Origin of the sequence: Pseudomonas sp. PIC25 (assembly GCF_002286785.1) — a bacterium.
Classification (GTDB): domain Bacteria; phylum Pseudomonadota; class Gammaproteobacteria; order Pseudomonadales; family Pseudomonadaceae; genus Pseudomonas_M.
This window is the reverse complement of the sequence record NZ_MUJY01000109.1, coordinates 1-1,345: the sequence shown is the minus strand read 5'-3', so window position 1 is coordinate 1,345 and position 1,345 is coordinate 1. Positions and strand designations below refer to the sequence as shown.

Here is a 1,345-nt window from a genome sequence, read left to right as displayed (position 1 = left end):
CGAAGTCATGAGTGAGGTGATGCAGAAAGCTATGGCTATGCAGCATGATGCTCCCGCTTCAATTCAATAACCCTGTTGCACTCAGCTCCTGCAACCACCCACCATAAACATTCCAAGGCAATAGACTATCAATTTCCATATTCAAATCGACACCCATATCACTATCGGAGTAAAAAGAGTTAGAAAAACGAAAATACGCTTCAGGTACGCAGAACTCTCGCTCACCCACCGAAATTTTGTGCACCTTCATACTTGTAGAATAATTAAACACCAACCCCCACCATAAAAAGAAAAAATCACCCTATCGCTATACACTAAAGCCAAAAATGCAACAGAAACAGAAAACACCATCACTGCAACAATAACTTTCAAATATTTATTCACTAGAACCTCCATCCAATAGAAAAACTAAACAAAACCGACCAACACTTTCTTAGCAGCACTGCAAGCACCTCACTCAAATGCCAATTTTATTCCGTAATTTTCAATAACCCAGTAGCTTCCCCACATCGTATTTCCACAGCAGTTAACTTCACGCACAAATGGGTCGAACCAACAATCGGGCAGCCGCAAACCGTAGTTCCGGATAATCATCAGAAAGGAAATGAAAAAGATGAGTCAGGTAGGTGCCTCAGGGCACTTTGCCAAGAAAATGAACGAAGGATGAACAATACAATGTTCGATAACGGTTGCGGTAAAAGCGCGCCATCGACGGTAGGGTCAAATCCCCAGCCCGGCGCAATTCGTCGAATCATGAACGGCTCCCTGTCCCATAGTGAAAAGAAACTGCATGTCGCTATTTTCCTCGCACGGGAGGAAGTACGGAGCAGAATGAATCACATAAGCAGAGGGGATATCGAAACACTTACAAGGGGTAGGAAATTTCCTACTACACAAAGCAGATCAAGAGTGGTGTTTCCGCTGCCCATTTCTGGTAGTCGTGCAGACGCAAGGTGTCGCCGTTGGCTGCCAGGTCATCGTTGCCTTCACCGCCATCCAGCACATCGCGGCCATGCAACGCCGCGATCAGGCTGGAATCTGGCCTTTCGGTATCGAGGTTGTCTCCGCTCAGGAAATCATTGCCCGCACCACCCCGCAGGTTGTCATTGCCACCCAGGCCTTGCAGATGGTCGTTGCCATCGGTATCGAACAGCCGGTCTTCGCGATCCGCCTCCAGTTTGTCGGTCACCCGGACGTTGCCCCACTGGTCGTAGTCGATCTGCTCGCCCTCGGCGGATGCGTCGGTATCCACCGGTTTCAGATCGCCCAGCACGGGATTCAGCTCGGGCTCCGCAGCCGCCTCCGGCGCCTGGTAATCCTCCAGCCTCAAGCCGAACGCCTCGGG

General features: G+C 49.7%; 2 protein-coding genes. Both read right to left on the bottom strand.

The genetic code is table 11. The annotated features are described in order from the left end of the window. Positions 1 to 246 precede the first annotated feature (246 nt). Positions 247 to 384, bottom strand: a complete 138-nt coding sequence (locus BZL41_RS28530) for a hypothetical protein (RefSeq protein ID WP_168190993.1) — start codon at positions 382 to 384, stop codon at positions 247 to 249. Positions 385 to 889: 505 nt separating this feature from the next. Further along, positions 890 to 1,345: calcium-binding protein (locus BZL41_RS28525; protein ID WP_168190992.1), on the bottom strand; the 456-nt coding region annotated here is incomplete at its 5' end.